This window comes from Halostella pelagica (genome assembly GCF_004762015.1).
GTDB lineage: Archaea > Halobacteriota > Halobacteria > Halobacteriales > Natronoarchaeaceae > Halostella > Halostella pelagica.
The window spans coordinates 98,116-120,682 of record NZ_SJES01000004.1 but is presented as its reverse complement, the minus strand read 5'-3'; the positions used below and the strand labels follow the sequence as shown (position 1 = coordinate 120,682).

General features: G+C 61.3%; 23 protein-coding genes and 1 pseudogene. 14 read left to right on the top strand and 10 right to left on the bottom strand.

Features of this window, described 5'->3' with window-relative positions; genetic code table 11:
- Positions 1-42: 42 nt before the first annotated feature.
- Positions 43-1,071 (top strand): hypothetical protein, encoded by a 1,029-nt coding sequence (locus EYW42_RS11390; protein ID WP_135535419.1) that lies wholly within the window; start codon positions 43-45, stop codon positions 1,069-1,071.
- 36 nt (positions 1,072-1,107) lie between these two features.
- On the opposite strand, the gene EYW42_RS11385 is transcribed toward EYW42_RS11390, so the two are convergent.
- A complete protein-coding gene (locus EYW42_RS11385) occupies positions 1,108-1,284 on the bottom strand; it encodes a zf-TFIIB domain-containing protein (protein ID WP_135535418.1) in 177 nt (58 codons plus the stop codon).
- A gap of 171 nt (positions 1,285-1,455) precedes the next feature.
- Between EYW42_RS11385 and EYW42_RS11380 the strand changes: the two genes are divergently transcribed.
- Together EYW42_RS11380 and EYW42_RS11375 are read left to right on the top strand one after the other, a co-directional pair.
- A complete protein-coding gene (locus EYW42_RS11380) occupies positions 1,456-1,854 on the top strand; it encodes a hypothetical protein (RefSeq protein WP_135535417.1) in 399 nt (132 codons plus the stop codon).
- Complete coding sequence (locus EYW42_RS11375) at positions 1,855-2,475, top strand: METTL5 family protein (protein ID WP_135535416.1); 621 nt, start codon at positions 1,855-1,857, stop codon at positions 2,473-2,475.
- On the opposite strand, the gene EYW42_RS11370 is transcribed toward EYW42_RS11375, so the two are convergent.
- Positions 2,472-4,100 carry a rhomboid family intramembrane serine protease gene (locus EYW42_RS11370; protein ID WP_135535415.1) on the bottom strand — a complete coding sequence of 543 codons (1,629 nt, stop codon included), beginning with the start codon at positions 4,098-4,100 and terminating at the stop codon, positions 2,472-2,474. The two genes, EYW42_RS11375 and EYW42_RS11370, sit on opposite strands and share 4 nt — an antisense overlap.
- 114 nt (positions 4,101-4,214) lie before the next feature.
- On the opposite strand from EYW42_RS11370, the gene EYW42_RS11365 reads away from it, so the two are divergent.
- Positions 4,215-4,499: a DNA-directed RNA polymerase subunit L gene (locus EYW42_RS11365; RefSeq protein ID WP_135535414.1), complete on the top strand. Its 285-nt coding sequence runs from the start codon at positions 4,215-4,217 to the stop codon at positions 4,497-4,499.
- A 15-nt stretch (positions 4,500-4,514) separates the two neighbouring features.
- Here the strand turns inward: EYW42_RS11365 and EYW42_RS11360 are convergent, their stop codons facing one another.
- Together EYW42_RS11360 and hisF are read right to left on the bottom strand one after the other, a co-directional pair.
- Positions 4,515-5,348, bottom strand: coding sequence for a hypothetical protein (locus tag EYW42_RS11360; protein ID WP_135535413.1), 834 nt, complete (start codon positions 5,346-5,348; stop codon positions 4,515-4,517).
- An 84-nt stretch (positions 5,349-5,432) separates the two neighbouring features.
- A complete protein-coding gene (hisF, locus tag EYW42_RS11355; protein ID WP_135535412.1) occupies positions 5,433-6,245 on the bottom strand; it encodes an imidazole glycerol phosphate synthase subunit HisF in 813 nt (270 codons plus the stop codon).
- Between the two features lie 145 nt (positions 6,246-6,390).
- On the opposite strand from hisF, the gene EYW42_RS19845 reads away from it, so the two are divergent.
- Positions 6,391-6,558 carry a DUF7550 family protein gene (locus tag EYW42_RS19845; protein ID WP_168192949.1) on the top strand — a complete coding sequence of 56 codons (168 nt, stop codon included), beginning with the start codon at positions 6,391-6,393 and terminating at the stop codon, positions 6,556-6,558.
- Positions 6,559-6,577: 19 nt separating this feature from the next.
- Here EYW42_RS19845 and EYW42_RS11350 read toward each other — a convergent pair whose 3' ends face one another.
- From EYW42_RS11350 to EYW42_RS11340, 3 genes are all read right to left on the bottom strand, one after another.
- Positions 6,578-6,877 (bottom strand): hypothetical protein, encoded by a 300-nt coding sequence (locus EYW42_RS11350; RefSeq protein WP_135535411.1) that lies wholly within the window; start codon positions 6,875-6,877, stop codon positions 6,578-6,580.
- Positions 6,878-7,041: 164 nt separating this feature from the next.
- Entirely contained in the window at positions 7,042-7,257 is a 216-nt protein-coding gene (locus EYW42_RS11345) for a ribbon-helix-helix domain-containing protein (RefSeq protein WP_135535410.1), read from the bottom strand.
- Between the two features lie 188 nt (positions 7,258-7,445).
- A complete protein-coding gene (locus EYW42_RS11340) occupies positions 7,446-7,748 on the bottom strand; it encodes a hypothetical protein (RefSeq protein WP_135535409.1) in 303 nt (100 codons plus the stop codon).
- 258 nt (positions 7,749-8,006) lie between these two features.
- Between EYW42_RS11340 and EYW42_RS11335 the strand changes: the two genes are divergently transcribed.
- The 6 genes from EYW42_RS11335 to EYW42_RS11310 all read left to right on the top strand — a co-directional run bounded on the left by EYW42_RS11335 (position 8,007) and on the right by EYW42_RS11310 (position 14,540).
- A complete protein-coding gene (locus tag EYW42_RS11335) occupies positions 8,007-8,600 on the top strand; it encodes a sulfite oxidase-like oxidoreductase (RefSeq protein WP_135535408.1) in 594 nt (197 codons plus the stop codon).
- Positions 8,601-8,691: 91 nt separating this feature from the next.
- Positions 8,692-9,525 carry an MBL fold metallo-hydrolase gene (locus tag EYW42_RS11330; protein WP_135535407.1) on the top strand — a complete coding sequence of 278 codons (834 nt, stop codon included), beginning with the start codon at positions 8,692-8,694 and terminating at the stop codon, positions 9,523-9,525.
- A gap of 196 nt (positions 9,526-9,721) precedes the next feature.
- A complete protein-coding gene (locus tag EYW42_RS11325) occupies positions 9,722-12,187 on the top strand; it encodes a DUF1664 domain-containing protein (protein WP_135535406.1) in 2,466 nt (821 codons plus the stop codon).
- Positions 12,188-12,250: 63 nt separating this feature from the next.
- Positions 12,251-12,979, top strand: a complete 729-nt coding sequence (locus tag EYW42_RS11320) for a DUF7552 domain-containing protein (protein WP_135535405.1) — start codon at positions 12,251-12,253, stop codon at positions 12,977-12,979.
- A gap of 41 nt (positions 12,980-13,020) precedes the next feature.
- Complete coding sequence (locus tag EYW42_RS11315; protein ID WP_135535404.1) at positions 13,021-13,416, top strand: hypothetical protein; 396 nt, start codon at positions 13,021-13,023, stop codon at positions 13,414-13,416.
- 218 nt (positions 13,417-13,634) lie between these two features.
- Complete coding sequence (locus EYW42_RS11310) at positions 13,635-14,540, top strand: hypothetical protein (protein WP_135535403.1); 906 nt, start codon at positions 13,635-13,637, stop codon at positions 14,538-14,540.
- On the opposite strand, the gene EYW42_RS11305 is transcribed toward EYW42_RS11310, so the two are convergent.
- The 3 genes and pseudogenes from EYW42_RS11305 to EYW42_RS11295 form a co-directional block, all read right to left on the bottom strand.
- A complete protein-coding gene (locus EYW42_RS11305; protein ID WP_135535402.1) occupies positions 14,534-17,431 on the bottom strand; it encodes an FG-GAP repeat protein in 2,898 nt (965 codons plus the stop codon). The genes EYW42_RS11310 and EYW42_RS11305 overlap by 7 nt on opposite strands.
- A 636-nt stretch (positions 17,432-18,067) precedes the next feature.
- Positions 18,068-18,973, bottom strand: coding sequence for an NAD(P)/FAD-dependent oxidoreductase (locus EYW42_RS11300; RefSeq protein WP_135535401.1), 906 nt, complete (start codon positions 18,971-18,973; stop codon positions 18,068-18,070).
- Between the two features lie 1,041 nt (positions 18,974-20,014).
- Positions 20,015-20,373: pseudogene (locus tag EYW42_RS11295) on the bottom strand (integrase core domain-containing protein); the annotation flags it as partial.
- A gap of 1,107 nt (positions 20,374-21,480) precedes the next feature.
- On the opposite strand from EYW42_RS11295, the gene EYW42_RS19840 reads away from it, so the two are divergent.
- From EYW42_RS19840 to EYW42_RS11285, 3 genes are read left to right on the top strand one after another with little or no spacing between them, the layout of a single operon-like run.
- Entirely contained in the window at positions 21,481-21,627 is a 147-nt protein-coding gene (locus EYW42_RS19840; RefSeq protein WP_202613881.1) for a hypothetical protein, read from the top strand.
- Positions 21,620-21,970, top strand: a complete 351-nt coding sequence (locus EYW42_RS11290; RefSeq protein ID WP_135535400.1) for a hypothetical protein — start codon at positions 21,620-21,622, stop codon at positions 21,968-21,970. Before EYW42_RS19840 ends, EYW42_RS11290 begins: the two co-directional genes overlap by 8 nt.
- Entirely contained in the window at positions 21,967-22,560 is a 594-nt protein-coding gene (locus tag EYW42_RS11285) for a hypothetical protein (RefSeq protein ID WP_135535399.1), read from the top strand. Before EYW42_RS11290 ends, EYW42_RS11285 begins: the two co-directional genes overlap by 4 nt.
- The last annotated feature ends 7 nt before the right edge of the window (positions 22,561-22,567 follow it).

Sequence of the window (22,567 nt, the reverse complement as noted above, 5' to 3'; positions counted from 1 at the left end):
TTTCACATAGTTTTATTATCAGTGGGTGGACTTGTGTCACGCATGGCCAAAGGCCTAGACGTCGGCACGATGAACATCTTGTCGGCACAGCAGGATGGGAACGACACGGTGTTCGTGCAACAGCGTAACTCCTTCGTAGAGATCGATTACTCCGATATGGCGGAGCAGATGCTCTCTCGAAGCGAAGTCCTCCACATTAGAAAAGACGATAAAGTGTACGTCGTAGGCGACGACGCACTTAACTTTGCAAATATTTTCAATCGGGAGACACGTCGCCCGATGAAACACGGGATCCTCTCGAGCGACGAGCAGTCCGCGATCCCGATGATGAAACTCATCATCGAGCAGGTCGTCGGCGAACCGGACCGCCCCAACGAGAAACTGTACTTCTCGACCCCCGCCGACCCGATGGACTCCGACCTCTCGACGCTGTATCACCAGAAGACGATCGAGTCCTTCCTCGACGACATGGGATACGACGCCGAACCGATCAACGAGGGGATGTCCGTCATCTACTCCGAACTCGCTGATAACAACTTCACCGGCCTCGGTATCTCCTTCGGTGCGGGGATGACCAACGTCTGTCTCGCGTACTACGCCGTTCCGGTGATGAAGTTCTCCGTCGCACGCGGTGGCGACTGGGTCGACGAACAGGCCGCCCAGGCGACGGGCACGCCCGTCGACAAGGTCACCTCCATCAAGGAGGACGGCTTCGAACTCGACTTCACGACGGACGTCGGCGGCGTCGAGGGAGCGCTCTCCATCTACTACGAGAACCTCCTCGACTACGTCATCGAAAACATCGTCAAGGAAGTCGACGAGGAGGACGTCGAGGAAGGGCTCGACGTTCCCGTCGTCGTCACCGGTGGAACGTCCAGCCCGGACGGCTTCGAGGAACTGTTCCGCAGCCACCTCGAAGACGCGAACATCCCCTTCTCGATCAGCGGCGTGAGCCACGCCACCGAACCGCTGTACAGCGTCGCCCGCGGTGGCCTGGTCGCCGCCCGCTCCGACGAGGAGAACCCCGACGCCGGCGAGGCGGAAGCAGAAGCGTCAGCCGCTGACGAGTAACGGCTCAGTAATTCTTTTCGCGCGGACCAGCGGCCGTCACTCGGCGTTCTGGTCGTGGAATCGCCGGATAGCTTCCGACCAGGACTCCATCTCCACCCGTTCGCTCTCGTGTTCGACGGAGACGCCGACGTATCCGCACCGCTCGCATACGTCCGCGTCCCGGTCCCCGAGCGTGTACGTCTCGAGCGTTGTCTCACACCGTGGACAGTTCATATCGACATATGTGATGGTGGGTCACTAATAACCCCTTGTTTTTTGTTAGGTTTCACACGCTATAATTTAGAACTTCCACTGTGTGGTGCTGTTGTGACCGTACTGGCAATTATAATTACTGCCAGACATTCAATAAGGTTTTTGTATGAGCAAAGGAAATGGTGAGATAGTATGAGTACCACGCCGAGCCCAGATATCGAACGCGCTATCGATCGCTGTCAGCAGACCGATGTAACGCCCGTCCACCTGAACGCGGATGCGCTCGATTCGACCGCTCCCGAATACCTCCGCGACCTGAAACACGAGTTCGCGGAAGAGGGGTTTCAGCCGGCCGAGCTGACTGTTACGGGGTGTTTCGACGCTGACTGCTCGCTCGCTACCCAGGAAGAGATAGACCGGATCCGTGGGTACGTTCGCGCCGCATCGTTCCTCGGCGCTGCCCGAGTCACTATCTCAGTGGATGAGGTGGCCAACGACCAGAAGGTCCGTCCAGCCCTGAAAGCCTGTGCCGAACGCGCACGCCGGGACGGCGTCACCGTGGAACTGGACGCGCCGATAACACTCGAATAGATGAGCACGCGGAGCGCCCTGGCGCGACAGCTCGGCGTCGTCGCAGGGTTCGACGACCCCGATGCGAGCCTCGAACAGTACCCTACGCCCCCGGGACTCGCCGCATACCTGGTCCACGTCGCCGACCTGCGCGGCGATATCGACGGTCGGACCGTCGTCGATCTCGGAACGGGGACCGGTATGCTCGCGCTCGGGGCCGCACTCCGGAGTCCCGAACGCGTCGTCGGGGTCGACCTCGATTGGGGCCCGCTCCGTACGGCCCGCACCAACGAGCGCCGCGTCGCCGCCTCGGCCGACATCGAGTGGGCCCAGGGCGACGCCACGCGGCCGCCACTCGCCGTAGACGATGCGACGGTCGTGATGAACCCGCCGTTCGGCGCTCAGCGCGGGAACGAACACGCCGACCGGGCGTTCCTCGAAACAGCGGCCGACATCGCCGCGGTGTCTTACTCGCTGCACAACGAGGGAAGCAAGGAGTTCGTCGAGTCGTTCGCCGCGGACAACGGCGGCGAGGTGACGGACGCATTCCGGGCTGAACTGGACATCGACCGCCAGTTCGACTTCCACGACCGGGACCGGGCGTCGATAGACGCCGAACTGTTCCGGATCGACTGGGCCTAACCGTTCTCTCTCTCCGCGATGCGGACGCGGGTCCCGTCCGCTACCGCGTACAGCGTCTCCCCGGTCCGGACGATACGCAGGTCGTCGACCGTCATCGACTCGCCCGATTCCGGGAGCGGTCGTTCCGCCACCGTCTCGCCGTCGGACGTGATACGGAGAGCGAACTCACCGCTAGGTCGGGGAACGACGGTGACGTTTTTGCCGCGGATCTGGGGGTCGGCTGTCGACGCCGAGGAGTTGAACACGTGCCGCGACTCGCCGTCTTCGGGCCGCAACCAGACCTGATACGCCGCTCCGCCGCCGTCGACCGACCACCCGTTACGGTCGACCTCGACGGTCGACTCCCATCCGACTCCTCCGACCCGGACCGTGGCTGACCCGCTGTACGCGAGTCGGTTCTTCGACACGGCCTGTGTCCAGATGGACCTGTCCCGGTTGACGACGATCACCCCGCTCGTCCGGACGGCGGTGTCCTCGCCGAACAGCGATACGTCGACGGCCGGAATCATTCGGTTGCGGACGTTCTCGGCGTAGGTGACGGTATACCCCTCGACGGTGACGGCGTTCTCGACCGGTGGGGAACCGTCGTCCGCGACGGTCAGGGAGTTCGTCGGAATCGCGGGTCCGGCGATGGCCGACAGCGCGACGATCAACACCACCGTCGCGGCCTTCCGCCGCGAGATGCTCCCGGTGAGCGGCCGTTCAGAGGCCGTGACGGCGACGGTCACGAGCATAGCTAACGCGGCGACGAGAGCGAGGCCGACCCCCTGATAGAGGACGAACTCCCCGTTACCCCGGAACCAGTAGACGGCCCACATCCCCTGAACCACGGCGAACGCGATGACCGCTATCCAGACGCGAAGTGCGTTCGGCCCGCGGTCCCGTCCCCGAGCCACTGCGATCCCGACGAGGATGCCCAGGAGAAACCCGAGCGCGTGGCCCTGGATCGCGATCTCAGCCCACCATGGCGGGGACGGCCCGCTACCGGAAATCCCCGCCGTGACGACCGGGTCGAGAACCGCTCTGTACGTCCGGCTGAACACCGACTGTACGCCGAGCGCCGCGATTAGCGTCGTGAAGGGGTAATGGACCAGCGCAAACCCGGCGAACGCGAAGACGACGCCCGAGAAGCCGATGATCGGGCCGAGCGCGAACAGACTCGTCAGCAGGCCGATACCGAGAACGACCGCGGGGAAGATACCGAACGCGCGGACGTACGGGTTCGTCCGCAAGGAGGTGAACGGCTGGCCCTCCCGCCGGTCCGGGAAATGCCCCCAGGCGTACTCGACGATCGGCGCGAGGACGAGCGTTCCCGTGAGGTTGCCGATCAGGTGCCCCGGGCCGCCGTGGGAGAACGCGGCGGTCAGCATCCCGACCGGATAGAGATACGACCACGCCCTGTACGGGAGCGTCACCGGATCGTTCCAGTGGACGAGACCGCCCTGTACGAAGAGATAGACGCCGACGACGACTGCGCTAACGACGAGCGTCCCCCACGGGACTCCGAGCAGGAGTCGGGTTCGCAACTGGTGTCTGAACTCTCCGCTGAACGAGTCCGTGTACCAGGCGACCCCCAGCGACACCAGCAGCGCACCGACGACGCCGACCGCATACGGGAGCGACATACCCGGTTGCAGGGCCCCCTCCGATATATTCCTTCATGCTCCCGCTCGATACGCTCAGCGCCGAACCGTCGCGGGTTCGTAAACTACAAACGGCGCTCGGCGGTACATGTGTTCATGGAACTACGCGTCATCGACAACACAGAGGACGAACTCTCCATCGAAATCGGTGGCGAGGACCACACGTTCATGAACGTTCTCAAGGGCGCGCTGCTTGAGACCGACGGCGTCTCCGCGGCGACCTACGACGTGAACCCCGAGCAGTCAGGCGGACAGACCGAGCCGATCCTCACCGTCAAGACGGAGTCCAGTACCCAGCCACTCGACGCGCTGGAAGCCGCGACCGAACGCGTCACCGAGAAGACCGACGGGTTCAGCGACGCGTTCGAGGCCGCTGTCTAAGCGCTTGTAAAGAGGTCAACAGGCCGTCATCGTCACGAAGACGCTCCCGTCGGGGGCGACGTGAACGTCGACGCCGACCGCATCGCGGTCCGCGGCGAAAAACTCTTCATTGCGGCTGTTTCCGCTCGTGAACTCCCAGACGACCACTGTCGCGAACTCGCTCTCGTTGTCGTAGGCCGCCAGCGGTCGCTCGTCGTCTCGGGACGGAACTACGCCGACTTCTTTCGCGGGCGTGCGAGCGCACTCGTACCCCACCTCGTCGTAGCTGTCTTGCAGCGACTCCCTCTCCCCGTCGCCGTACCGCGCTTCGACCAGGAGTTTGTTGTACCGCTCGGCGACGGCGTCGAGGTCGCTATCGTCGCGTAGATCCGGGACGCCTTCCTCGGCACGACGCTCGTTGATGCGGACGGCGATCGCCGATTCGGCGTCACTCAGGTTGTGTCCGTCCGCCATCTCCGCCTCGCCCGGTACGTCGTCGAGGTCGTCCCCGCCTAGCCCCGGGATGGGGATGATCCCGGTTGCGACCAGTGCGACGATGGCGACCAGCGCGACGCTCGCGGCGATGTACTCCTTGCCGATGTCGAAGTAGCTCGCGGACTCGAGTTCGGAGTCGTCGAACGCCTGTTCCCGCTTCTCCAGGTGCATGTGCCCGCACCGACTGCACGGCGGCGAGTTCTTTGGATGGTTCCGTCCGCACTCCTCGCAGACCCAGACGTAGGTGGTGCCGGTGTCGACCGATCCCGTATCGACCTGGACCACGGCCTCCTCGAACTTCCCGTGACCGCACTCGTCGCACGGCGGGTCGTTCTCCTCGTGAGGTTTCCCGCACCACTCGCATCGCCACTCCATTCGGTATGTGTCTTCGTCCAGAGAAATTAAAACCCACCGACACTGATAGCAGACGACTGGACGGCTTCCAGTGGGGCGTCCCCGTCAGAGACGCACCGGGACGTCCTGCTCGTCGAGGTACTCCTTTACCTCGCGTATCGAGTATTCGTCGAAGTGGAAGATAGAGGCGGCCAGCGCGGCGTCGGCGCCGGCTTCCGAGAACACTTCGTAGGCGTCCTCGGGACCGCCGCATCCGGAGGAGGCGATGACAGGCGTCGAAACGGCGTCGCAGACTCCTTTCGTCAGCGGGATGTCGTACCCCTCCTCGGTACCGTCGGCGTCGATAGAGTTGACGAACAGTTCGCCAGCGCCTCGGTTCTCCGCTTCCTTCGCCCACTCGACCACGTCCACGCCGGTACCCTCGCGGCCGCCTTTGACTGTGCATTCGAACCAGCAGGACTCGCCGTCGACCTGCGCGTAGTGTTCGCCCTGCTCGTCGAAGCGGCGCTTGGAGTCGACGCTGATGACGATGCACTGGCTTCCGAACGCCTCCGCCCCTTCGGTTATCAGTTCGGGCCGCTCCAGCGCGCCGGTGTTTATCGACACCTTGTCCGCCCCTGCGCGCAGCGTCTCCTTGATGTCTTCGCGCGTTCGGATGCCGCCGCCGACAGTCAGTGGGATGAACACCTCGTCCGCGACGTCCTCGACGACGCCGAGCATCGTTTCGCGCCCGTCGGCGGACGCGGTGATGTCGAGGAAGACGAACTCGTCAGCCCCCGCCTCGTTGTACAACTTTGCCATCTCGACGGGGTCGCCGGTGTACTGCAGGTTCTCGAAGTTGACCCCCGTGTACACCGCCGCGTTCCCGTCCTCGTCCAGGTCCACGTCGATGCAGGGGATGATCCGCTTCGTTAACATCTACTACGGGAACGTTCGCGCGCGGGGCGTTTGACCGTTTCGACACACACAGTGCCAGTGAGTTCGTGCGACTCACGCGGACAGGACCAGGGCGTCGCTCCGGCGCTCCGGGCTTTTTAAGTTCAGGCCGACGAAACGTTCGTCCATGACCGGCGAAGACGAACACGGCCACCAGGACACGGACGCACCAGACGTCGAACCGGGACGCGAGACGGCTCCGCAGAGCCCCTACTCGATGCAGCAAGTCGGTATCGGTTTCGCCGTGCTTGCCGTCGGACTCGCGGTAGCGTTCGCGATCCCGCTCGCGCTCTAACAGGGTTTGGCTTTCGACCTCAACGTGTGTTAGTACGGTAGTAGCTCCGGTACGCCTGACCTACGTCGATGAGCCATCGCTCCAGACGACCGTCGTCGACGAGTCTGTCGAGGATCACACTGACGGGAGCCAGATCGACGAACCCCGAGATGAACGTCTGTACGTCCGTCGGCCGGTCGACGGTTTGCTCCGGCAGACCGACATCCATCACTTCGACGGTGATCTCTCGGACGTTGTACGCCTTCCGTGGGTTCTCCCGGAGGTGGTTCAGGATCTTGCGTTCGATGGAGTATTCGCTCTTCGGTTTCGAACGTCTCACTGTCGATCGCCACGCGTGTGACTAGTTCTTGAGGCTGTAAAAGCTGACAGTCGTCTCGAGTAACGGCGGGCGGTTTTGATAGACGCGTAGCTAACAGTCGTCCGCGACTGCCGCGCTACTGGCGACCGTCGCGCCGGTCCAGAAGAACGGAGAGAGGAAAGGAGCTAGAAGACGTACTCGTCTTCGTGGCCCATCATGCCGTCGTCTTCGAGTCCATGGTCCTCGTCGTCGTCCATCGGTCCGCTTGTCTTGTAGGCTTTCAGCCCAGTCGACAGCAACTCCTCCACTGCTTCCTCACGATTGACAAACTCGCCCTGTTCGACCATCTGGGCGATCTGCATTTCGAGGTGTTCAGGGATAGTGATCTCTACTTTCGGCATCGGGTATTGTGTCTTCGTCGGAGGGGTATATAACTCTGACGGGGAGTTGCGCCTGAACGATAAAATTATTCCCATATATGGGCTATTTAGTTCGGGTATGGGAAACCGAAGTTCGCAGTGGAGGAATTAATGTCTTGGTTTCAAAAATACGGGCTGTGAGGTGACGTGCGACCCGACCTCTCGGCGGTCTACCGGTTCCGGTTCTGCATCATCTCCTGGACCGTATCGCGGAGAGTGCTACCAGGATTGCTGAGCGCCTTGACGTCGTCGTGGATCTCGTTTATCTTGAAGTAACTGCCGAGCGCGAGGAACGTAGGCGGCCACAGGCCGACGAACAGTCCCATCTCCTTGTTCCCCTTCCCGAAGTAGTAGTACCACGACAACGCGATGGAGCCTACCGCGGCCCAGGAGAGGGGACTCATGCCCGTCTTTTGCGTACCTTCTGCGACATCTTCCATTCGCTCCTGTTGTTTCGTTTCCTGTTGTAGCATTGCTTTTGCTGCTTGGCCCAGTCAGCACTTTGTTATTCAGCACATGTCGAGGTTTATTGCATCGTTATGGATCGCGAGATGACCGTTCGCTACCGTTACGCGTGGAAGAACGGGACGAGAAACGCGTAACCACCCGTTACCAGTATCGCTCCCGACGAGCCGACGCCCGAACACAGCGACAGGCCCGCTGACGGAGCGACCGGCGACCCGACTCCGCGAGTCGACAGTCATACGACTGTCGCACTATTGCTGTGCAACATGGTGAGAGACGTTACGGACCTGTACGAGGAGTTCGGTGAGGACCGACTCCCGCCGGGGCAACGAAAGACGGAGGCGTTTCCCGTCCTCTCGAAGAGCGGCACGCCGGAGTTCGATCCCGAATCGTGGGAACTCACGGTTACCGGCGCTGTCGAGGACGAACTCTCCTTCACCTGGGACGAGTTCCGGGATCTGCCGGGCGAAACGCAACGCCAGGACTTCCACTGTGTCACCGGGTGGAGCAAGTTCGACTGCGAGTTCACCGGCGTTCCGTTTCCCGAACTGGCCGACCGTGCCGGCGTCCGGGAGGACGCCGTCCACGTCATGTTCTACGGAATGGACGACTACACGACCGACCTACCGCTGGAAGACTGCATGACCGACGAAGTGCTGTTGGCCTGGGGGTACAACGGCGACGACCTGCCGCCGGACCACGGGGGACCGCTCCGCGTCGTCACGCCCCAGAAATACGCCTACAAGGGCTCGAAGTGGGTGACCGGCATCGAGTTCCTCACGGAACCGGAGCGAGGGTACTGGGAGAAACGCGGCTACTCCCGGACGGCAGACCCGTGGAACGAGGAACGGTACAGCTAATACTCCCGGCAGCAGCGCTCACATCCTCGTCGCGGCGGTCTAGACGGACGGGTTCGTAACACTTACGCGGGTTCTGATCGGACGGGAACTCATGACAGAGAGCGACTGGGGAGATTGGCTTCCGCGCGCGGTGGAAGATGCGGATCCGGAGAGCGTCGCCGTCTGGTATCTCGGCTGTAACGGGTTCGTTCTGAAAGGGGCGGACGGGACGACCATCTACGTCGACCCCTACGTCGGCACCGGCGACCCGCCGCGGACGGTGCGGATGGTACCGGTCCCGTTCGACCCCGAGGACGTAGACGAGGCGGACGCTCTGTTGGTGACGCACGAACACACGGACCACGTTCACGGTCCCAGCCAGGCACCGATTCTGGAAAACACGGGCGCGACGCTCCACGGACCGGACGACAGCCTCGATGTCGCGCTCGAGGACGAGGAGTGGCCGGAAACCTACGGGGTCTCGGACGACCAGTTCAACGAGGTCGCCGAAGGTGACAGTTTCGCGGTTGGCGAGTTCACCGTCCACGTCGAGGTCGCAAACGATCCGGACGCGACACACCCGGTCAGCTACGTGTTCGAACACGACAGCGGCACCGTGTTCCACGGCGGCGACACGAAACCGACCGACGAGTTCGCCAGGATCGGCGACGAGTACGACATCGACCTCGGGATCCTCGCGTTCGGATCCGTCGGAAATATCCCGGACAAGGAGACGGGCGAGCCGAGCCGAACGAAGTGGTACAACGACGAGAACCAGGCGATAGAGGCCGCCGCCGCCCTCCAGTTCGACCGGTTCCTTCCCAGTCACTGGGACATGTGGAAGGGGTTGACCGCGGACCCGAAAGTGTTACACGATCACTCGCGGAGTTTCGAGTACCCCCGCGAACTGGAGATAGTCGAGATCGGCGACCGCGTCGACCTCTGATAAGGACGTTCATAAGACGGCACGCACGGAGATTTTCCCTTTTTCCCGGAAGGCGAGGTATCGCTGCACGTACGTACACCGTTGGGGCAGTAGTGTCGGTACACAGGTATTCACGGATTCGTGCCTGGTTTCGGTGGAAAACGCAAGACACGGAGCGCCCGTTCCTTTTATGGTTGTGCTACCGGTAAGGAGCGATATGAGTAGCCAGGTCGACCCGGACGAAGAAATATCGATCACCGCCGACGGCGTTACCGTGCGGAAAGCGTTCGAAGCGGACGAGTTTCCGGTCCCCGCGATTCGGTTTGCGATCACATCGGAGCGAGAGACACCCGTGAGTATCTGTCTCTCCGAAGACATCCCCGAGGAGTTTCCGATGGACAAGGTGGGGTTTCATCCGGAGTACGAGGACGAGAACTGGACGGCGTATCAGGACCAACGCGTCGAGTTCGAGCGAACGCTCGAACCCGACGAGGAGATCACGACGGTCTACGGGATCCGAATCGACAGCGCGGACGAGGCGACCCCGTTTCTGACCGAACCGACCCTCTCAGACGTGGTTCCCGCAGGCGAAGCAAACGATAGCTCGACGGGCAACGACGGCTCCGAGATAGACGAGATCACGGACGAGACGAGCAATCAGGCGGTCAAGAACATGATCGCGGGCGAGAGCGAGGGCGTCCCCGGACTGAGCGACGACGATGACGAGGACGAGTCGACCGCGGACTCCGACGATTCCGACGATCCCGGCGTCGACGCGGACGATGAGTCCGGCGGACTGGATCTTGACCTCGGAAGCGTCGACACCGATCCCGACGTGAGCGAAGATACGGACGGGTCGTCCGACGACACCGAGGACGAACCCGATATCGACCTCGGCTTCGGGGACGAGACGTCCATCCCCGACGAGAACGAAAGTCCCGAGACGGAGTCGGACAACGCACCCGAGATCGAACTGGATCTCGGTGGCGCGGATGACACTGACGCTGAAACAGGGTCGATCGAATCCGAACCTGACGCGGCCGATCCGGAACCTGACGACCGCGACGGTGTCGAAGCCGACGCGGACGAAGCGGAAGCCGACACGGACGAGGGCTCCGAGGAGGAAATCGAGCTAACCCTTGAATCGACCCCGGCGGAGACAGACGCGGACGCCAACACCGGCGTTGAGACGGAAGAAGCGTCCGTAGATGACGCGGACGGCGATGCGGAGATCGACGCTATCGACGAAGACGAACCCGACGCCGAGATTGATTCGTCCGCCGCCGAGACAGACGAACCTGCTGTCGAAACCGACGACCCTGTTACCGAAACTGCTGAATCCGTCGCGGAGGCCGACGGATCTGACGCCGATGCTGTCAGTGCAGACGGAGCCGAGGCAGAGACGACAGACGAGGATGAGAGCGCCACCGCGGAGGCCGGCGGGGCGGAGCCCGCGGTAGAAGCTGATGCGGACGACGCGGAACCCGTCGAAGACGCCGATGCCGCGGACGAGAGCGACGTCGCCGAAGCCGAGGACACCGACGACGTACTCGCCGACGACGAGGAACCCATCGCCGACGAAGAGGTGACGGACGACGGTGTCGACACGGAGACGGTCGAGGACGAAGATGCGTCCGACGACGAGGTGACGGACGACGGTGTCGACACGGAGACGGTCGAGGACGAAGATGCGTCCGACGACGAGGAAATAACTGACGAGGCCGACACCGGCAACGAGACCGCCGAGAGTCCCGACATCGGCGACGAGACTGACGCGCTCACAGCCGACGACGCCACAGAGGAACCGGCAGCCGCGGCCGAAGACGCCGACTCCGAGACGGCGACGGGTGATTCTACCACCTCGGAGAGCGCAGCGTCGACGGGAACAGCGGCCGTCGAAGGCGGCGTCGCAGCGGCGCTGGCGACAGAGCTCCGCGAGGGGCGGGTCGACGAAGCGGACAAGGAGGTCCTCCGCGAGGAACTCGAGGTTCAACTGTCCGGCGCGGAGGCGGCGCGCATCGACCACCTTCGGAAGCAGGTCGACGACCTCGCGGCCTACACGGACGCGCTGGAGGAGTTCATCGCCGAGGAAGGCTCTGGACAGGAGATTATCAACAGCTTCCAAGACGAGCTCGAATCCATGCACGCGGAGCTCGACGACATCGCCGGACACGCCGACGCCAACGCGGACGAGATCGACGACCTCGACGCGACTATCGGAGATGTGACCGACAGGATCGACGCGGTTGACGACACCGTCAGCGACGTGGACGAACGTCTACACAGCGTCCGGGACGACGTCGAGTCGCAGGTCGAGTCGGTTCGAGCCGACCTGACGGAAGAAATCGATGCGGTCGGCGACTCCGTCGGTGACGTCGAGCAGACGGTCGAGGAGACCAGAACCGAACTGGCCGACGACATCGAGTCCGTCGATACGCGCGTCGACGAAACCGGCGAACAGGTCGATGCGGTCGAGACGGCAGTCAACGGCGTCGCGGACAACGTGCAGGTCGTCGAGGGCGAAGTAAATCAACTCGACGACGACGTGTCCGCCATCGACGACGACGTTGCTGCCCTGGACGACGACCTGCGCTCGCTCGAAGACGAACTGGCGGAAGTCAGGGAGTCCGTCGACGAGATACAGACCTGGCGCGACCAACTCGGCGAGATGTTTTCGGGCTGAGCGGAGTTAGGATCGACAGCCTTTTGTTTTCTGTCATCACGATTTGAATTCAAAGCGGTGCGTATGGTCGGGGACACTCTCTACGAGATCCGGGATCACATTGACGCCCTTCGCTCAGACGGCGGTCCGTTCTACATCGTCTGTGCGCGGACGGGAGAGCGGCCGGTACCCGTCGCCGACGCCCGGTTCGACAACCGGAACACTGCGGCCGAGGCGGCCCGTATCGCATCCGAATACCGGACCGCGTTACGGCGGTACGACCCGTCGCTCCCCTACCGCGACCTCATCGTCTGCGAGGACGAGTGGGTCGGCACGGAGGGGTCGGAAGCGGACGACCTCATCGCGTTCTGTCACGACGTCGCTCCCGGTTCAGGGTACAAGTCGGGCCGGGATTCGGGATTAAAGATAACGTCCGAACGGCCAGACACACGGGGTGAAGACGATAATTATTCGTTCTCCGTCGGAATCGGATACGCGTTCGGTTCGGTTTCGATGGGTCCGTCCATGTCGGTTAATCTGGACCGAAACACGTACGATCTGAACAACGACCACATGTACTCGGAGTGGATAATGAATCTCAATCAGTTCCCGACCGGCCAGGAAGACAATCGCGGCGTGTGGTTCGATATGGAACCGTCCACGAGCGAAGATACGAAAGAAGTACGGGCGGAATCACAGTACAACTGGAACTACGACGAATCGGGAACGGCCTGTGATCCGGGCAGAACGATCTACGTCAGAGACAGCGTGGAACTCCCCTTGAGTTCTAATCTCACCGTCGATATCGTATAAGGGGTAACTCTTAACCCTTTCCCAAGGCTCACACGCGTACAATGAACCGGAGAGATTTACTAAAAATAGGTGTTCCGACTACCGTCTTTGCCACGACCGGGCTGTACGTAGCGTCGACTAAATCCACGGACATTCATATACGGAACAACACGGGATCTGCTCGCTCCATCTCCATTTCGATCCGACGGAAAGACGGCGGTACAGAGCAGTATACAGAAGAGTTCACCCTTCCGCCGAACGAAGACGTGACCGAGGCGGGCGTGTTGAGCAACGGTGATTATCACCTCGCTATCGAAAACGAGAGCACTCGTCTGGAGCGGGACGTCTCCAACGAGTTCTGTTGGGACCCGGCCATCTACGTCGCGGTCTACGACGGCGGCGGGATCTCGCTTTCCTCCTCTAACTGTTGGCTCGACTACGTCCGCGCCGACCGATAACGGGACGCCGTGGCGTTCGGCGACCTTCCAAAAGATCTTTCGAGCGTGGACGACCATCCCCAAACGATGACTGAAGGTGGGTGGCGACTTGCCGTGACTGCAGGGGCTGACGAACCGCCGACGGGGATGGTTAGCGTCGACGTGGACGCCGACACGGCGTGACTAGCCGGTTGAGTGAAGCGCAACCGGTTTACAGACACGGAGCGTGATACCGGACAATGACTGAGACGTTACGGGTCGCCGTCCCCCGAAAGGGACGACCGCTGGAGGCCGTTCTCGACCGAATCGCCGCCGGAACCGGAGACACCGAACTCGCCGATTCCATCGCCTCGACGCTACGCTACGAGAAAGCCATCGCCAAAGGAAAACAGACGGACGAGCGAGACGTGTACGACCGTCTGGCGGCCTACAGCACGCTTTCCGACGCGGGACAGCCTGACTACACCCTTCTCCGCGACGACCGCGCTGGTATGCCGCGCCGGATCGTGTTCGACAGCGTCACGGTCGAAACCGACGGCGTGGACGTACAGTTGATCGGCCGCGAGGAACCGTTTCGCGCGGTTCGAACGCACGACTTCGCCCTCGGATTCGACAGCGCCGACCTCGTTCTGGAAGAGGTTGTCGGTCTCCGCGAGGAACCCCTCGCGTCCATCGACGACCTCAACGCTCGGATTGACCCCAAAGACACCGACGTTCGCGTCGTTACCGGTCTCGGGGACACAGTCTACCACACGCTGATGGCCACACCGGAAACCCGTCGAGAGGGTCCCGCCGACGAACTGAGCCGGGAGTTCGTCGCGAACTACGCCGGACCGCTCTGTATCTCGCCACGGTACGAGCGACTCGTCCGGGCCGTGCTCGGTACGGCGGCGATGGAAGACGTAACTTTCTGCTATCCGGACGACGGGCGTGAGGAGGAAGCAGCGGTCGCAGATGTCGGGCTCGGCGTCTATCTCACCGTCACCGGATCGACCGCCCGCGACCACGGTCTTGAACTGGGTGAACAGCTGTTCCCCAGCGAGACAGTGCTGATGGAGAACGTCGTCGAGACGACGCAGGAAGCCGACGCGGTCAAAAACCTCTTCGCCGACGCAGAGTTCGAGACGGCCCTGGCCGTTCAGTGAGACGCCGCGACGGCCGCCGTCTGGTCCGTCGTTCCGTTCTCTCCGTCCTCCGTAGCCGTTTCGTCGCTGTCGGTATCGTCGGTCGAGTCCCCGTCCACCGTGGTTGAGTCACCGTCTCCCGTAGTCGGGCCCTCACTCTCGTTTGCTGGGTCTTCTCCCTCCGTAGTCGGTTCTGCCGTTGCAGTGCTGTCCGTTCCGTCGGACTCAACCGTGGAGGTATCGTTCGTCACCGACCCGTTTCGTTCGCTATCCGAGGACTGGGTGGCTGTCGCGGTGTCACCGTCCCCCTCACGGGTGACCGTCGAGTCACCGTCTCCGTTCTGGGTACCGGTGGTGGCCGTCTCGCTGGTCGTCTCGGAGGGCTGCGTGATGGTGAAGTTCCAGACCGGCCGCTCCGTCACGGCCCCCGACTCGTCGACGACCCAGACGATGACCGGACACTGGCAGGCGCGTTCGACGGACATCGTGGCCGTGTCCTGGGCCCCGCTGACCGATGTCGTTCCGAGGCGGGCGTCCTGTAATCCGTAGAACCAGACGACGCGGTGCAGGTCACCGTCCGGGTCGCTCACGTCGAGTGTGAGGTCGATAGCATCCCCCTCCCCGATGGCAAGTCCGGTGTCTTCGTCCTCCTCTAGCGTTATCTCACCACCGCCGTCCGCTGCCGACATGGACGGCGCTTCGGTACCGCCCTCTTCGACAGTAACCGTCCACTCGGCCGTTCCCACGCTCTCCTGATCGCCGTTCAACACCGTCGCGGTCACCTCGTGAGTGCCCGTTTCGGTGAACGTCTGTTTGTAGAACTCCTCGCCTTCCGCCCTGTACTCGCTGTGGAACGGACCTAACCGGTAATCGGTCTCCCCGTCGATGGTCCATTCTGCCGCGATGGGGCCGTCGACGGACTCGTCGACGGACACTTCGAACAGCATTCGAGTTCCAGGTTGGACCGTCACTTCCCCGTCTGCCGGCGTTATCCGCTCTACCGCGTCAGTGCCGCCGTCGTCCTCGGTTTCCGCTGTGTCAGTATCCGTCTGGTTGCCGACGGTAGCGTTTCCGTCGGTTTCGTTATCGGCAGAGTCGTTTCCGTCGGTAACGTTGTCATCAGTGCCGTTTCCGTCGGTAGCGTTATCGGCAGAGTCGTTTCCGTCGGTAACGTTGTCTTCTATGTCGCTCCCGTCAGTTTCGTTCTCATCAGTGCCCTCATCATCACTGTTGTCCGTCTCGTTACCCTCAGTATCGTCGTCGTCTTCAGTGTCGTCGGTCTCGTTGTCGTCAGCGTCCCCGTCGTCCGTTTCGCTCGGTTCGTCGTGGACTGGAATCGTCGATTCGTCTTCCTGACCGTCGTCGGGCGCTTCCTCCGGCGGAGCGTCAGTCACGTCGGATTCGCTCGTCGGACAGGCGTCGGTGACGAGATACGCGGCACCGCTATCGTTCGCGTTGCCGTCGTGGAACGGCGCGCCGACGAGCAGTTCCTCCGTGTCGTCGCCGGTCAGGTTAGTCGCTCCGGCCAGCGAGAACCCGGCACCGTCGCCCTCTTCCTCGCCGAGGTACGTCGCGACAGCGCCCGAAAGCGACGCGTTACCGGTCACGTTACCGCCGACAGCGTAGGCGCTGCCGGTCGCAGAATCAGCGCCGGGCGCGCCCACGTACACCGTCTCGTTGCAGGGGCCGCCGCTCACTGCGAACCCGGCGAGGTCGTTTTCGCTCTCGCCGTACAGTTTCAGCGCGGCGTCGTCGAGGCTGACGTTCTCGGAGAGGTCGCTCCCCCGAACGACGTACGCCGCACCGGCGTCGGTACCGGTCTCGTTGTTGTACGGCGCGCCGACGACGACATCGGCCAGGCCGTCGCCGTCGACATCACCGGCACCGTCAACCCTGTATCCCGCGAAGTCGTCCGTATCAGCGCCCGTGAGTGTCGCGTTCGCTTCACCGAGCGTGGCCTCGGCAGGCGGGTCGTCGTCCCCGTAAATGACGTACGCCGCGCCGGCGTCGTTCGTCCCTTTGTCGGCACTGTATGCACCGACGATCACGTCGTGTCGCCCGTCGCCGTCGACGTCACCGGCGTCGGCGACTGACCAGCCGGCACGGTCCCCGAGACCTTCCCCGGCGTATTTACTTCCGAGGTCCGAGAGGGACTGCGTCGCTCCGGCACCGAACTCGATCTCGTCGCCCTCGATCAGATGGGCGGCACCGGCCGTCGTGTTCGTGCTGTTGTTGTACGGCGCGCCGACGACGAGGTCGGACTCCTCGGACGAGTGGTTTACCACGTCGAGGGCGTACCCCGCGTGGTCGCCCCACGACTCGCCGTCTATCGTCGTCGTGTCGTTTCCGAGAGCGACGGTCCCGTTGAGGCTCTCGCCGCCGGAAACGACGTACACTTTTCCGGCGTATCGCTCGCCGTCGCTGTTGTTAGAGTGGGACGCTCCGACGACGACATCGGCGTACCCGTTTCCGTTCAGGTCACCGCCCGCCACCGCGACGCCCGTTCGGTCGGCACGTTGCTGGCCTTCGAACGTCACGTCCGCGTCCGAGAGGTTGATGTCGCCCTCGTCGACGGGCCCGTAGAAGAGGTACGCAGAACCGGTGTGCGTACTGTTGTCGTGCCGCCTCGGCGCGCCGACGAGGAGGTCAGACTCCCCGTCACCGTTGACGTCACCGGCCTCCGCCATCGACCATCCGGCGGAGTCGTTCTCCATCACCCCCCGTAACGTCGTGTTCGCCCCCGAAAGGTTCGTCTCGTTCGACGCTTGGTCCGGTTCCTGCAGAAGGGCTTCCTTTTGAAGATCAGTGCCCTCTGCAGTTCCGGCGTTGATCCCCACGACAGCGACACTTACCGCGACCAGAACGGCAACGGCCACGGTCGCGATGCGAACTGAACTCGCACTGGTATCCATACACGGTTCGCACGACGCCAAGAGGGTATTGTAATTCGTCGCTTGCCCGACGGCAAGGTCGGCTGAACTTTCGGGGTGGACGAGTAACCGTCACGTCGCCTTCAGTTCACGCCGACGCCAGTCGAGGATTCAAAGCCGGGATAGGTGCCGCTTACGCGCCATATCGAGGATATACGATCACACCTGCGAGCGAACTTACGGGACTTACTCGTGATCGTACACTTCTGTCCCGTCTCTCGCATCCCGGGTGCGAACGAGAAAACACCGGTAGAGCGACTAGAGGCGGGTAATCTCACGTTACTCGTCATCACACGAAAGTAATAGTCGACGTCCCACGGCGGGACGGGTCCTTCACCAGATCAGCGTGCGGATATCCTACGACACCCTGACGAAGGGATCCGATGCAGTCGTGACAGGTTCAGATCGTTCTCACTGCACGAGAAGCTGGTTGCGATCGCTCCCTGACGCAGTGACGAGGACAACGAACGCCCGCCGGTCCGAATATCTCCCCCGGATTCACCCCGGCTGCCATCCGTTTTTTCGACGACGGGCATCAAAGTGCTATGACACACCGCTGATTCGGAGCCTGTTTCCGTCACGAGGGTGCAACCAGGGCCGAACCCACTCGCCGATGGGCTACTTGTTCATCTCGGACTGACGCTCGGCGGTGATCTCACGCGCCGCTTCGAGGATGAGATCGTCGTCTATGTGGTCGAGTAGACGGCGGTGACCCTGCTCCGTCCGGCGTTTGATCTCGGACCGAGGGAGATACGTGTCGATCCGACGGTCGATCTCTCGTTCCCGTAGTTCGGCGAGTCGCTCCTCCGGAAGGTCGTGGTCGTCGGGCAAGCGGTCGTCGAACAGTTCGCGCCAGCGGTCGCGGTCGTCGAGTTCCGCTTCTCGACGCATCCAATCGTACTCCGCAGCGAGCGCGTCGGGATAGCCTCGCTCCCGCCGGTGGTCCTCCACGAGCGTCAGGCCGACCCGTGCGCCGCGGCCGGCGGCCATGATCGTCTGGTGATCCGTCTCGTCAGACGGGGACGCAACGTAGAGGCCGTCGACCGGCGTCGTCCCGTCCGCCTCCGGGTACGACCGGTCGAACTGCTCGTGGGACTCGCCGTCGTACTCGTACGTTTCGAACATCGCGTCGCCATCGAGCGGTCGGAGGTACTCGCCGTCGTACCGGGTCGCTGCGACGACTCGTCGGGCGGTGACGCGCCGTCCGTCCTGCGTTTCGACCGCAAACCCGTCGTCGCAGCGTTCGACGGCTTCGACCATGTCGGAGACGAGTTCACAGCCCGCGTCCTCGGCGTGGTCGTGCATCAGTCCGTACAGCGTCTCGATATCGATCCCGCCGGGGAAGCCGAGGTAGTTCTCCAGATAGGCACACTGCTTGATCGAGGAGCGACCGCGGTCGAAGATGGCCGTCTCGAGTCCGTACCGTGCGGTGAACACGCCCGCTGAACAGCCGGCTGGCCCGCCGCCGACGACGACCACGTCGTGATCCGTCGCTAGCTGCGAGTCTGTGTCTGAGGTCGTCATGACGAGTTCTCCTCTATAGCTGGTTTCGCTGTCCGCTGGCAGTCACGGAGCGGTTTGACTTCAGTCATTCGGGCGTCACTGTTGGAAAACCGATGCAGTCTCTCCGTTTCAGCCGGAATGCGGTCGTAGATCGGGCTTTCCCGCGTCGCGGCTTCTCGACGTGTCAGAGCCCCGTCTACCGTACTATCGACGGACATGTTTTTAGGTTAGCCTAAATTAATAAAGCCGTTTCGAAGTTCCGACTCGCTCTAATCGCGGATCACGCTGTACTTCGGACGCGTTCGGCCGTCTCACATACTTCGCGCCCTTTTAAGGCTACAAATGAAACTGAAAACTCACGCTGAAGGAGTGGTAACCTATTTCTTACGTATTCTTACAGTTCAACAGGAATATTCGACAAATTGAGGGCGAACTTACACGGTATCTGAGAGTGGGTTAGCCACTGAAGAACTCCACAGAAAACGTGACACGGAAGCGCTCAAATATGCTCTCGATACTGCGCCGATAAACAATAACGTATGTCATAGTGTGTCAAGATCGAGTATACAGTTCTGAGACTCCGGTTAAAACAAGGGAGAAAGCTAATCCAACAAGTACTGGAACTAACTCTAAGGTGTACACTTGGAATGTTGCCCAATAAAAACCCCCAAATAGCATAACATAAAATACAAGGAATATTGATGCGATGATAGTCCGATTGTTATTGTAAAGTAGCACTACGAAACCAAAAAAACCAAATACAATTAGGAACATGGCACCCATTTCCAAACCAATATAGGCTGAAAATAGGTGACTGAGCGATCCTGTATGTTCTATCAAGTACAATAGGACAAGTGCGATTAGGGCAATTATCGTATTCCCTAATAAAAGCACAACGCCGATTTTGAATGTTCTCTTGTGAAGATCAGGAATAACTTGCCATCCCTTCCCCAAGTTATCAATAAGTGTAGTGTTATTTGAGTCTGATGTACGCTCGGGCGCCATATTTACACCCACCACCACCACAAATTAAATACTCTCTGGTCGATGTCACAGTCTAGTTTAGCACCGCTCAGCTGACGTTCTTTCGTCGAGAGTTTGATGCGGTCTCTGATGGTTGTAGTAATGTACGTGCTGTTCAATCTACTCACGTGCGCTCAACCGACTGCCCACCGACGAGTGATGAAAACGGTCGAGACGTATTTTGAGGGTGTGAAACCATTCCCGATGCAGTTTCGGTCAGTATAGTTACCCCGACTGTTCAACCCTAATCGAGGAAGAGCAGTCCGATAGCCGAATTAATCAACAAGAAACGTGGTATCTAAGAGATCGTGTTTCTCGCGGAGTCCAGCGAGGAACGTAGCTGCCGGATCGGTGCCATGTGATCCAAACAATTCCACGTCGAGAAATAGCTTTGTGTCACGGATTCCAAAGTGAACATCCGGTTGCGTGGAGGTGGACGGCAAACACCCTGACGAGCGCCCCCAGAGCGCTCCCCGTTCTGGTGTGCGAACGAGACGCTTCGCGTCTCGTCAACGTCGCCGTCCGCTCGCGCTCCCACCATTCAAGATTCGTCGTCTCCTACGTCTCTCTGAACAGTTCTTGGGTGGGCATAGATACCTAAACCAAGAACTGCTCACTTCTCAAACGGGCCTAACTAGGAACTGCCGAGAAAAATGTTACTTAATTGGCGGGTTGTAGATGTCCAACTGCCGAATCTGTGCCGTCTGACCAAGCCGTTCAGTATATCGACATACGGTTTAGCTGGTCCTTTTGCGGTACAGGGGACGACGCACAGTGCTTCCGAACGAGAGTCGTCATAGAAAGAAACCAAATTCGAGTACTTGTCGGCATCGAATGTCGGACCGGAGGCGGACAACGAGACTAACGTGTTCAGTGACTGTATCAACCGCTGTCTGAGATATCGGCTCACCCCCAGGCAGCACCCAGTCGAACCACGGTTTGTCGTTTCGTGAATTCCCGTACCCGCGAATACAGACACATGTTGATTGTCTGTACGCCTTTTGTCTCCTTGTCGTCTACCGCTGTTCGACACTACGATTCAGACCTGTTGGAGACGATCTCTTCTGGGCGGGACATCCACAACCCTCTATCATTGTATCCTTGACCAGTGGTTTTGCTCCCCTTCCTGAACAGGAGAACTGACAAGGGTGACTCAGTGCCGTACCAGTTCGGAACTGTTCCCGTCACTCTCGATTCGAACTCGATTTTACGGTTCTAAGAGAATCAACCTAGATCTACGTATTGAGACAAATCTGATCCTGTTGTCCTGTATCGGGCGCAATCGAGCGTAGCGGAGGATTATTTTATGCGTGTATGTAGTACCAGAGACAGAGATTAGGGTGCCTTTAGCCCATATATGTATCCAGTATCCGCCAGATTAACGGTCCATTTAGCAGGATAAACTCTCGTATGATTCGGGGGCTCACCGCTTCTACCGGCCGGACTGTGCTGATAGGCCGACGAACTCAGTGCAAAGTGCACTCTGCAAGGCGGGTGATCGGTGCATGAGTGTCGATATCTCGACGGGACCGTTCTGCGGGACGATCGGTTGCAGCAACGAGGCCGCCGTCGTCATCGACCACCCCGACCACGGGAAGCGCACCGTCTGCGACGATCACGCCGCCGACGGCGAGGTGGTTCGCGATGTCTGACCGTCCCGACGTCGCTCCCGGGGACGCTCTGCAGGTCGCCCAGCGAGCGCTGTCGAAGGTGGACGAGCTCGAACAGCGGGTCGACGAACTCGAAGAAACCACCGACGCCGCAGCCAGCGGTGGTCGTGACTTCGACGACCGCGACAGTGCTGTCGTCGAGCGCCTCGACCCCGGCGAAGCCGTCCCGGTCGGGCGGCTCCGCAAACTGTACCGCCGCCACACCGACATCCGGTCCGAGGACACGCTGAAAAAACGGATCCAGGGGCTGGTCGCGAGTCCGGACTTCGCGATCGCCGGTGTTGGGGAGATCCACTACGACCCCGACGGGGGTGACGGCGCGTGACCGATGAGTACGCCGAAGCCCGCCGTGCCGACAACGCGCTCGACGAAGACGGCGCGGACGACATGGCGTTCCGGAAGCTCATCTACGGCTTCGCCGGCGACGATATCGACCCCAGCGAGTGCGGCCCGGTCGAAGCGGCAGAGCGGGCTGTGGACCGCGTCAACGACCTGGAGGACGAGAACGAAGAGTTGCGCCAACGCGTAGTCGAACTCCGCGACCAGATTGATAAGATGAACCGAGCGGCGGAGTTCTACCAGGATGTCGCTCGGAAGACTGCCGCCAAGCGCGACCGTCAGGCCGCAGTCGTGCTCAAACACGCGGCGAACGTCACGAACGGCGTTGGTCGCCAGGAGTACGACGCTGGCCGGATCGTGGACGTCCTCGAGGCGGCCGACGAGGACATCCACCGGACAAACACCTACGCCGTGATGAAGAAGGCAGAGGAGTTGGTCGACGATAGCGATCGCTGTCGCTTCCAGAAGGAGCCACGCTCGAGCTCGAAGAACAGCCGACTGATCGTCAAGTCGCCGACCGAGTTGCCGGAGACGCTCGCCGGCGTTCGGATCCACGAGGGGGTGTTGTCCGAGTGAACACGTG

Excerpts from the sequence above, each read along its gene's own strand:
- EYW42_RS11390 (WP_135535419.1), top strand. The coding sequence starts at position 43 with ATGGCCAAAGGCCTAGACGTCGGCACGATGAACATCTTGTCGGCACAG.
- EYW42_RS11385 (WP_135535418.1), bottom strand. The coding sequence starts at position 1,284 with ATGAACTGTCCACGGTGTGAGACAACGCTCGAGACGTACACGCTCGGG.
- EYW42_RS11380 (WP_135535417.1), top strand. The coding sequence starts at position 1,456 with ATGAGTACCACGCCGAGCCCAGATATCGAACGCGCTATCGATCGCTGT.
- EYW42_RS11375 (WP_135535416.1), top strand. The coding sequence starts at position 1,855 with ATGAGCACGCGGAGCGCCCTGGCGCGACAGCTCGGCGTCGTCGCAGGG.
- EYW42_RS11370 (WP_135535415.1), bottom strand. The coding sequence starts at position 4,100 with ATGTCGCTCCCGTATGCGGTCGGCGTCGTCGGTGCGCTGCTGGTGTCG.
- EYW42_RS11365 (WP_135535414.1), top strand. The coding sequence starts at position 4,215 with ATGGAACTACGCGTCATCGACAACACAGAGGACGAACTCTCCATCGAA.
- EYW42_RS11360 (WP_135535413.1), bottom strand. The coding sequence starts at position 5,348 with ATGGAGTGGCGATGCGAGTGGTGCGGGAAACCTCACGAGGAGAACGAC.
- hisF (WP_135535412.1), bottom strand. The coding sequence starts at position 6,245 with ATGTTAACGAAGCGGATCATCCCCTGCATCGACGTGGACCTGGACGAG.
- EYW42_RS19845 (WP_168192949.1), top strand. The coding sequence starts at position 6,391 with ATGACCGGCGAAGACGAACACGGCCACCAGGACACGGACGCACCAGAC.
- EYW42_RS11345 (WP_135535410.1), bottom strand. The coding sequence starts at position 7,257 with ATGCCGAAAGTAGAGATCACTATCCCTGAACACCTCGAAATGCAGATC.
- EYW42_RS11340 (WP_135535409.1), bottom strand. The coding sequence starts at position 7,748 with ATGCTACAACAGGAAACGAAACAACAGGAGCGAATGGAAGATGTCGCA.
- EYW42_RS11335 (WP_135535408.1), top strand. The coding sequence starts at position 8,007 with ATGGTGAGAGACGTTACGGACCTGTACGAGGAGTTCGGTGAGGACCGA.
- EYW42_RS11330 (WP_135535407.1), top strand. The coding sequence starts at position 8,692 with ATGACAGAGAGCGACTGGGGAGATTGGCTTCCGCGCGCGGTGGAAGAT.
- EYW42_RS11325 (WP_135535406.1), top strand. The coding sequence starts at position 9,722 with ATGAGTAGCCAGGTCGACCCGGACGAAGAAATATCGATCACCGCCGAC.
- EYW42_RS11320 (WP_135535405.1), top strand. The coding sequence starts at position 12,251 with ATGGTCGGGGACACTCTCTACGAGATCCGGGATCACATTGACGCCCTT.
- EYW42_RS11315 (WP_135535404.1), top strand. The coding sequence starts at position 13,021 with ATGAACCGGAGAGATTTACTAAAAATAGGTGTTCCGACTACCGTCTTT.
- EYW42_RS11310 (WP_135535403.1), top strand. The coding sequence starts at position 13,635 with ATGACTGAGACGTTACGGGTCGCCGTCCCCCGAAAGGGACGACCGCTG.
- EYW42_RS11305 (WP_135535402.1), bottom strand. The coding sequence starts at position 17,431 with ATGGATACCAGTGCGAGTTCAGTTCGCATCGCGACCGTGGCCGTTGCC.
- EYW42_RS11300 (WP_135535401.1), bottom strand. The coding sequence starts at position 18,973 with ATGACGACCTCAGACACAGACTCGCAGCTAGCGACGGATCACGACGTG.
- EYW42_RS19840 (WP_202613881.1), top strand. The coding sequence starts at position 21,481 with ATGAGTGTCGATATCTCGACGGGACCGTTCTGCGGGACGATCGGTTGC.
- EYW42_RS11290 (WP_135535400.1), top strand. The coding sequence starts at position 21,620 with ATGTCTGACCGTCCCGACGTCGCTCCCGGGGACGCTCTGCAGGTCGCC.